We start from the raw sequence: 9,112 nt of genomic DNA on the forward strand, positions 1-9,112 counted from the left end.
ATTTTAAGTTTAATTTGATTAATATATTATTGAATTTTAATTAGATAGCACAAATAAATAATTATTGATTCCATCAAAACAGACCCGTCTCACTATTATTTTATTGAAATAAATATGCCCAGGAATAAAAACTGTTTAACATCAGGTAAGAGAGGTACCAATGAATCAGGTTTTCCATCATAGTTTTTGATGGTTTGATAACCAACCAATTGCTCACTTCCCAATACATTAGATATGGAAAAGTGTATGATTGTATAATGATTTGCTATATGGGTAAGATAGCTTAGATTCAGGTTCAGATTATTATATATATCTGCCTTTCGAGTCATAAAATCAGCATCACCAGGTTGATGATATGGACGTCCCGAAGCCGTTGTCCATGCTGCTCCAACCTGTGTGTGGATGGCTCCGATAAAATATTTAGCTACGGCAGAAATAGTATGATTGGCAATAAAATCAGGCGTTGCTTCAACTGGGTAATCCAGAAACAAGCGTTTTGTATCGATATAGGAATAAGACACCCAATAATCAGTTCCACTAAAAGTTTTACGATCACGATAAAACAAATCTATCCCCTTTGCATATCCAAAACCATTGCTTGAAAAAGAATTATTATAGGGATGAGTACCCTTTGAGTAGGTCACTAAATGATCGTAATCTTTGTAATAGGCTTCTAATCTTAATAAGCGCTCCTTTAAACTGCCCGTTTGTAAACTCATTATATAATGAGTAGCCTTTTCATTGTTAAAATCAGAACCAAACTTAAGATAATCAGCAACAGGGCTTTGAAAATACTGACCATAAGCCACCGAAAGTTGAGTATTTTTACCTGTGCGATAAGCTGCTGCAAAACGAGGTGATAAATTTTGTTTATTCAGATAGGTTGAATACTCAAAACGTAAACCTGGTCGGATTGCAAATCGGGAGTTTAACTTTATTTCAGGTTCTGCAAAAAATCCCAGAATATGATCATCATATTTTCCCTCCCAATTAATTTCGCTTTGTAATTGATTATAATGATGTTCGTAATTTGTGAAAGCATCTGAGAAGCCTGTTTTCAATTTAATACCATCACTTAATTGAGATACAAATGTTAATCTGCCTTCAATATTCACTTCATTCTCTCTGGTTCGATGAATCCAGGCCAGCTGACGATCATTATTAAGAGTAGTTGCGACGCCACTTTTCAGCATACTTTTTTCACCTATTGGCAATGAATAATTTACATTCAAATATGCATTGGTATTATTATTGGAAATTTTTACTTGTTCTGCATCCCATTCAGTATTAAAAGCACGTTCCCCATATTCTGCAGTAGAAAATATTTTTAGTAGCCCACCATTATTAAACTTTTTCCGATGAATAAAATTCATCTGTTCGGATTCACTTGGCTTTGTCCAATCCAAACGATTATTAACCAGGTTGTAATAAGGAGCCAGGTTCATATAACCCAGTCCTAATGAAGTTGACCTATTAGGTGCACACCATGTCTTTGATAAATCAGCTCCAACACTCATCAGTGAGACACCAGTCAACTCTTCCACTTCAATATCATTTGATTCCAACACCAGTACTGACGATAAGGCCTGACCATATTCTGCACTATAGCCGCCTGTACTGAATACCGTTCCACTAAATAAACTTGGTGAGAATCTTCCGCGCGTAGGTAGATCCGGAACTTTTGAATAATATGGTTTGGCTGCCAATAAGCCATCAACATAAACACTGGTTTCAGAGGCCGCTCCTCCCCGCACCAACAGTCTTCCATCATCAGAGGAAGATTGCGTACCCGGAAGAGTTTTTAAAGCACCATTAATATCCCCCAACGAACCTGCTGTTGTATAGATATCCAGAGGTTCCAACACCGAAGCACGCTCTTTATCATCGGCAGCAAATGAACCTGCTGTAATGGTCACCGCATTCAACCCGGTCACGCTTTCATTTAATTTAATAAGAAGAGGATCGGTATTATCCGATAAATTGATTGTTTGTGTTTTATATCCAATAAAACTGGCATTAAGTTCCTTACCTGTAACATTCTCAACTTCTAACTCAAACTCACCATTTGTATCTGTAATAGTTCCGTTATAAGTGCCAACAATAGAAATATTGACTCCAACCAATAATTCTCCTGTATTTGACAACACTTTACCTTTAACTATCGTCTGACCATCAATCCACTGACCAGTTAGTATTAAAATAAAGAGAAATGATATAGTATGAATTTTCATAGTAGTGCTTCTTTAAATTTGACAGTTCAAAGATGAAGCACGCCAGATGGATGTGAAAAAAAATGCCGACGAACGGTTTTATTATTCTGATGAATCGTAAAAGGATTCAGATCACCCGTAAAACAAAAAAAGAGCTGTTATCATAAACAGCCCCTCTTTATTACTAACCCAACCCTAACTATTGTCTATTTTTTATTTTCTTCTGTTTTAAAAAAGGCAATTGCCTGATTTAAACCTACGGCCTGAGAGGCCAATTCTTCGGATGATGAGGCCAATTCTTCAGATGCTACAGAATTTTGTTGTGTAACATTATTCAATTCCTGAATTGCCCCGTTAACCTGATTGACTCCATTATTCTGTTCCTGACTGGCAGCGGCAATTTCCTGAACCAAATTTGATGTTTTCTCAATCTCTGGTAACAACTGTGTTAACCTGTCTAGAGAACTTTGTGATAACTGGTAACTTTGATTGGCCAGTTCAACTATCTCTTTGGCAGCACCATTACTTAATTCGGCCAGTTTTCGAACTTCACCGGCAACAACCGCAAATCCTTTACCCTGATCACCTGCACGTGCGGCTTCAACAGCTGCATTCAAAGCCAGAATATTGGTTTGAGCAGCAATGTCTGAAATGATTTTTATTTTTTCTGATATTGCCTGATTTGCTTGTACAGCTTTTGAAGATTCCTCTTTAACGCCCGACATTTCAATGGCAGCATTCCTCGAGATCTTGTCCGTATTAACAGAGTTATCAGTATTCTGACCTATTGAACCAGTTATCTCTTCTACAACGGAAGATATTTCTTCGAGTGAGGATGCCTGTTCTGTTGCACCTTGCGAAATATTCATTGCACTTTTGGCTATTTCAGATGTCCCCCTTTCAATCTGGCCGGCACTATTCTGTATTCCGTCTACAATCTCAGTTAACTTGTCAACCATCAGATTATAGGCATTCGATAACTCACCTAATTCATCCTTTGTATTTACATCAGACTTACCAGACAAATCACCTTGTGACATTCGGTTAATTAAATCATTCAGCTTTATAATTGGTCGTGTTACCCTTGCTGATAAGAAGTATGCATATGTACTTCCCAATACAATAAATAGTAACAAAAGTACTATAGATCCAATTACATTTGTTCTGATTGGTTTTTGATAGACACTAACAGGAGAATATGTAAGTGCCATTAAATCATTCTCCATTTTATTGAATACTCCAATGTATTCAATACCATTTAAGGTAAAAAAGCCACTACCGGTATTGTTTGTACTGATTTGTTCCGCTAAATCTCCCAAATATTCATCATCTAAATGAAGGTTAAAAATCATTGAAGTATCTCCCGAAGCAACAACATTACCTGAATTATCTACTATGATTGTTCTGTATTCTTTGCCCTCAATATTCTCGAGAATATCTAATGAAAATCCATTTAGTTTTATAGCTATAGCAAAAAGTGATAATAATTCATTTTTTTCATCAACCAGAGGATTACTTACCAATACAACAGGATCCCCTGTTATAGGTGAAATAGTAATATTACCTAATGAAGGTTCTCTTTTCCCGTAGGTGTCCACATACCATGTGTTGGTTTTGTCTTCCTTAGCATTATATCCTTCAGATGCCCCCATCAAGCCATCTATTAATACAGCTCCATCAAATGTGAAGAATATATTTTCCATGATCTTGTTTTGCAATTGCAATTCATGATTCAATATTTTACGAATCATATGCCGTTTGTCTTCATCAATAGTACCATTTGCACATTCAATAAAAAAATCATGGATATATAAATCATCTGAAATGGATTGAGCCAAGAGCTTTAAATCTTTAAATTTGGCATCGAAATTCTTACTTCTTTCATGAGAAATTGAAGCCAATTCATTTATGGTATTAATTTTTATTTGTTTTAAACTGTGATTTGTAGATAAAACAATAAGTATTGAAACTGAAATAGTAATAGAGATTGTCACTGACAAGTAAATTCTACGTGCCAAACGTGATTTAAAAATGCTTTTTTCCATTGTTCCCCTTTAAAACGTGTGTAGTCTAATCAAATATTCAAGTATGAAATTGATTTATCTTTTATGTTCTCCAGACTCACTCTTTCATATACTGATAATACGTATTTAAGTTACGTATATTGCTAATATTAAGCAAGTTTAAAACTTATTAACAATCTGTTCTAATAGTTTAATTCTTCATTATAAGATCATAACTTAATAGCATTACATTAGGGCAATTAGCTTGTTTTCTAATCAATATTTCAATTCATAATCTTTTCAATCAGACAAATAAAAAAAGAAGGTCTTCGAAAAATTACACATCATTTCACTATTTTCACGCTGAAATAAATAAATCGTAAAAATGTACAATAAAGTCATCATAATAACCGGTGCTTCATCAGGAATTGGATTAGCATGTGCCAAAGAATTTGCTGGACGTGGAGCTAAATTGGCTTTGGCAGCCAGAAGTGAGGATAAACTGCAGGACATCAAAACAGAATTACAAGAAAAAGGTACCGAGGTTATCACTATTAAAACGGATGTTAGTGTCGAAGCTGACTGTAAACATATGATTGATGAAACGGTTAAGGCTTTTGGCAAAATTGATATTCTAATTAATAATGCCGGTATCTCAATGAGAGCCTTATTCAAAGATGTTGACTTAAGTGTCATTAAGCAATTAATGGATGTAAACTTCTGGGGAACAGTTTATTCTACAAAATATGCTCTACCCTATTTATTGGAACAAAAAGGTTCTGTTGTTGGAGTTTCTTCTATAGCTGGCTATGTTGGATTACCAGCACGTACAGGTTATTCTTCTTCAAAATTTGCTATGCATGGTTTTTTGGAAGCTCTTAGAGTTGAAAACCTAAAAACTGGTTTACATGTATTAATTGCTGCTCCGGGTTTCACTGCATCTAATGTAAGAAAAGCTGCTCTGACAGCAGACGGAACTAATCAGGGAGAAACTCCACGCAAAGAGGAGAAAATGATGACAGCAGAAGAGGTGGCCAGCCATATGGCAAAAGCCATTATCAAACGAAAACCTACATTAATCCTCACTTTTGTCGAAGGCAAAGTAACTGTATTTCTTAAGAAGTTTGCTCCAGGATTACTGCGTAAATTGACCTATAATCATATGGCAAAAGAACCTGATTCTCCTTTTAAGTAATATGTTAGAAAGTATAAGCACCATACAGGTTAGATACTGCGAAACAGATCAGATGGGCATTGTAAATAATGCTAACTACCCAATTTATTATGAATTAGGACGAACTGAATGGCTGAAAGAGATTGGTATGTCCTATAAACAATTGGAGGCTGAAGGAATTATGATGCCCGTAATTGATCTTTATTCAAAATATTACCGCCCTGCTCATTTTGAAGATACACTTACAATAAAAACCCTGGTAAAAGAAATGCCAACCAGTAAAATTCGGTTTGATCATACCATACACAATCAGGAAGGCAATTTAATTAACGAAGGTTATTGCCAATTGGCCTTTATGAGAGCTGATAATCGTCGTCCGACCCGAATACCGGAGATACTTAAAAATCTGTTGGAAAAATATTTCTAATAGAAATCAGGTAGTTTGCCATAGATATTCATTACCTATCCAAACAATAAAGGCAATACAAACCAGAACAATAATCACGCTTCCTGCAATTTTATTGAGCCAGAATAAACGACGCAGATTAATTTTTGATCTAAGCATATTTATCAGGGAACTGAGGGTAAACCACCAGGTACTGGCTCCTGCAAAAACACCTAATATTAACAAGAAACGATCAAATAGTTCCTGCCTGGCATCAACTACCCTGAAACTGGCAAAAAAGGCTAAAAACAAAAATACCGCCAATGGATTAGCAATGGTTAAAATAAAGGTAGATGCCATATCCTGAAACAGGCTGGTGCTTCTTTTCTTTTGCCTTCGTAATTGAACCGCCGGATTATTGAAGAATATCTTTAGCCCAAGTCCAATTAACACCAGTGCCCCAACGATCTGAATCCATAACATCTGGGTTTCGATAAAACCAACTATGAATGAAAGACTAAAACCTGCAATAATAGCATAGATAGTATCCGACAATGCAGCACCCAGCCCTGAGAAAAAGCCAGACATCCTGCCTTTATTGAGCGTACGTTGAATAACCAATACACCAATAGGACCTAATGGAATCGATGCAGATATCCCTATAATTATACCATCTATTATATACTCCAAGCTCATTAATCCCAATCTATAAATGCCATATCAATCAAAACTGGTTAATATCATTCCCTTCTTTGGCAAAAAGTCTCGCAAAAGTATAAAAACCTTTTAAGAATATCAGAATAGTATTAGGTTAAATATGTGTAAATCCTGATTTAAAAAGCCCTTGTTTTCTCAACAAATAATATATAAATTGAATGTGTTAACGTAAAGTTAACATTCGTTTAATTTTAAATCAACCTTAGATTTAATATCACTAACTATGTTTGCCTCGCGAAAAAGAATTCTAAATACATTTTTTGATGGAAAATATCTATTTAATTCTGGTTATTGTATTATTTGCATTAGCCATTTCTGACTTAATTGTTGGCGTTAGTAATGATGCCGTTAACTTTTTGAATTCAGCAATCGGAGCCAAAGCTGCTCCATACACTATAATTATGGTGGTTGCTGCAATTGGTATTCTGGTTGGAGCTACTTTTTCCAGCGGAATGATGGAAGTTGCCCGTAAGGGGATATTTAATCCTCAGTTCTTCTTCTTTGATGAGATAATGATCATCTTCTTAGCCGTAATGATTACGGATGTTATTCTTTTGGATTTGTTCAACACATTTGGGATGCCTACATCCACCACTGTTTCAATTGTATTTGAAATTTTGGGTGCCGCAGTAGCCGTTTCATTGGTTAAAGTAAGTAACGATCCAAGCATGAGTATCAGTCAGTACATTAACACTGCAAAAGCATTGGGTATCATTTCAGGTATTCTGTTATCAGTTGTTATTTCCTTTTCTGTGGGTGCTCTGGTTCAGTACATTACCCGAATGATATTTTCATTCGATTATGACAAACGCCTGAGCTATTTTGGAGCCATCTATGGTGGTATAGCCATTACAGCCATTACCTATTTTATTCTTGTTAAAGGTGCAAAAACAGTAACATTTATTGATGATGCAACAAAAGACTGGATTAAGCACAATGGCATGACTATCATTGCTGTTAGTTTGGTTGGCTGGACTATCTTACTTCAGATCTTAAAACTTATTTTCAAGATAGATATTCTTAAAGTAATTGTATTAGCTGGTACTTTTGCATTAGCTATGGCTTTCTCAGGTAACGACCTTGTAAACTTTATTGGTGTGCCTTTAGCTGGTTTTGAATCATTCCATATTTTCCAGAAAGCAGGAATGGAGCCAGGAAGTGTAAGTATGGAAGCTCTTGCTGGTAAAGTTGCTACACCAACATATATGTTGATAATTGCCGGATTGGTAATGGTTGTTACTTTATGGACATCTAAAAAAGCTAAAGCTGTAGTTAAAACTTCTCTTGATTTAAGTCGCCAGCAAGAAGGTGATGAGCGTTTTGGATCATCTATTTTGGCTCGTTCAATTGTTCGTGCTTCTATTAACACTTCTAATGCCCTTAACAGCTTTCTGCCTGAGCGAATTAAAAATAGTATCAACAAACAGTTTGATTCTACAAACTACGACGAAAGACGTAAAAAGCTTGGAAAAGATGCTCCTGCCTTTGATATGCTGAGAGCCTCAGTAAATTTAGTTGTTGCCAGTATTCTGATTTCTTTGGCAACTAATATGAAATTGCCACTGTCAACAACTTATGTAACTTTTATGGTTGCAATGGGTAGTTCACTTGCCGACCGCGCATGGGGACGTGAAAGTGCAGTTTATCGTATCACTGGCGTTCTTTCAGTTATTGGAGGATGGTTCTTTACTGCATTTTCAGCTTTTACTGCAGCATTTATTATGGCATTATTAATAAGCTGGGCCGGCCTATGGATGATAGCAGTTCTTATTTTGTTTGCCTTATTTATGGTTTTCAGAACTCATCTAAAACCGAAAAAAGAAACTACTGTTGAAACTGAAGTTGCCGAATATGAAATTGAGGAAGTTGAAGGAGAGATTCCTGCTGAGAAAGTTTTATCAAAATGTACAAATAGTGTAACTCAGACATTAGAGCGCATTTCAGATATTTATTCTCAGACCTTACATGATTTCGAAGCTGAAGACAGAAAAGCTTTAAAAGAAATTAATAAGACTGTTAAAAACATTAATAAGAAAACGAAGAAACTTAAGAGCAATGTTTATCCTACAGTAATGAAACTGCAGGAACAATCAATTGACTCAAGCCTATACTACGTTCAGGTTATTGATTATTTAAGAGAAACTGCACACTGTCTTTCATTTATTTCTGAACCTTGTTATATTCATCTTGATAATAATCACAGAATTTTCAAACCAGAGCAATTTGAGGATTTAAATAACCTGAGTGCTGCAATAAAGAAATTTATTGCTGAAATGGTTTCAGTTATTAAAACGAATGATTACGATAAATTGGACGATCTAATGGAAAAAAGAGAGTCAATCCTTGAATCGATTCGTGGATATCGCAAAGCTCAGTTAAAGCGCATTAAAAATGAAAAGGCTGGCACAAAAGTTAGTCTGCTCTACTTAAACATTATGCATGAAACTCAAAACCTGTTGTTGCACATGATTAATTTAACAAAAGCACAACGCGATTTTGTTGATTTTCAGAAAAACTAATACACTACCATGAGGGTGTCCAAAAATTAAACATCAGAACAACGTTAGTTTCAATTTGTAATAAAATATCATTTTATGTCACCCCTAAATCCCCTGAAGGGGAC

Annotated in this window: 6 protein-coding genes; 3 read left to right on the plus strand and 3 right to left on the minus strand. The window is 35.4% G+C overall.

Annotated features, from left to right (window positions below; genetic code table 11):
* Window positions 1-95: 95 nt before the first annotated feature.
* Window positions 96-2,231 (minus strand): TonB-dependent receptor plug domain-containing protein, encoded by a 2,136-nt coding sequence (locus tag ACRD62_RS20300; RefSeq protein ID WP_430821936.1) that lies wholly within the window; start codon window positions 2,229-2,231, stop codon window positions 96-98.
* 185 nt (window positions 2,232-2,416) lie between these two features.
* On the minus strand, window positions 2,417-4,255 hold the full coding sequence (locus ACRD62_RS20305; protein ID WP_430821937.1) for a methyl-accepting chemotaxis protein: 1,839 nt from the start codon (window positions 4,253-4,255) through the stop codon (window positions 2,417-2,419).
* Between the two features lie 343 nt (window positions 4,256-4,598).
* On the opposite strand from ACRD62_RS20305, the gene ACRD62_RS20310 reads away from it, so the two are divergent.
* Both ACRD62_RS20310 and ACRD62_RS20315 read left to right on the plus strand, forming a co-directional pair.
* Window positions 4,599-5,408 carry an SDR family oxidoreductase gene (locus ACRD62_RS20310; RefSeq protein ID WP_430821938.1) on the plus strand — a complete coding sequence of 270 codons (810 nt, stop codon included), beginning with the start codon at window positions 4,599-4,601 and terminating at the stop codon, window positions 5,406-5,408.
* Between the two features lies 1 nt (window position 5,409).
* Complete coding sequence (locus ACRD62_RS20315) at window positions 5,410-5,814, plus strand: acyl-CoA thioesterase (RefSeq protein WP_430821939.1); 405 nt, start codon at window positions 5,410-5,412, stop codon at window positions 5,812-5,814.
* A gap of 6 nt (window positions 5,815-5,820) precedes the next feature.
* Here ACRD62_RS20315 and ACRD62_RS20320 read toward each other — a convergent pair whose 3' ends face one another.
* On the minus strand, window positions 5,821-6,468 hold the full coding sequence (locus ACRD62_RS20320; protein WP_430821940.1) for a LysE family translocator: 648 nt from the start codon (window positions 6,466-6,468) through the stop codon (window positions 5,821-5,823).
* Between the two features lie 284 nt (window positions 6,469-6,752).
* On the opposite strand from ACRD62_RS20320, the gene ACRD62_RS20325 reads away from it, so the two are divergent.
* Window positions 6,753-9,008 carry an inorganic phosphate transporter gene (locus ACRD62_RS20325; protein ID WP_430821941.1) on the plus strand — a complete coding sequence of 752 codons (2,256 nt, stop codon included), beginning with the start codon at window positions 6,753-6,755 and terminating at the stop codon, window positions 9,006-9,008.
* Window positions 9,009-9,112: the final 104 nt, after the last annotated feature.

The sequence above is a fragment of the Carboxylicivirga caseinilyticus genome (genome assembly GCF_050589785.1).
In the GTDB taxonomy this organism is placed as follows: domain Bacteria; phylum Bacteroidota; class Bacteroidia; order Bacteroidales; family Marinilabiliaceae; genus Carboxylicivirga; species Carboxylicivirga caseinilyticus.

Coding starts and splice junctions, on each gene's coding strand:
- ACRD62_RS20300 (WP_430821936.1), bottom strand. CDS start 2,231: ATGAAAATTCATACTATATCATTTCTCTTTATTTTAATACTAACTGGT.
- ACRD62_RS20310 (WP_430821938.1), top strand. CDS start 4,599: ATGTACAATAAAGTCATCATAATAACCGGTGCTTCATCAGGAATTGGA.
- ACRD62_RS20325 (WP_430821941.1), top strand. CDS start 6,753: ATGGAAAATATCTATTTAATTCTGGTTATTGTATTATTTGCATTAGCC.
- ACRD62_RS20305 (WP_430821937.1), bottom strand. CDS start 4,255: ATGGAAAAAAGCATTTTTAAATCACGTTTGGCACGTAGAATTTACTTG.
- ACRD62_RS20315 (WP_430821939.1), top strand. CDS start 5,410: ATGTTAGAAAGTATAAGCACCATACAGGTTAGATACTGCGAAACAGAT.
- ACRD62_RS20320 (WP_430821940.1), bottom strand. CDS start 6,468: ATGAGCTTGGAGTATATAATAGATGGTATAATTATAGGGATATCTGCA.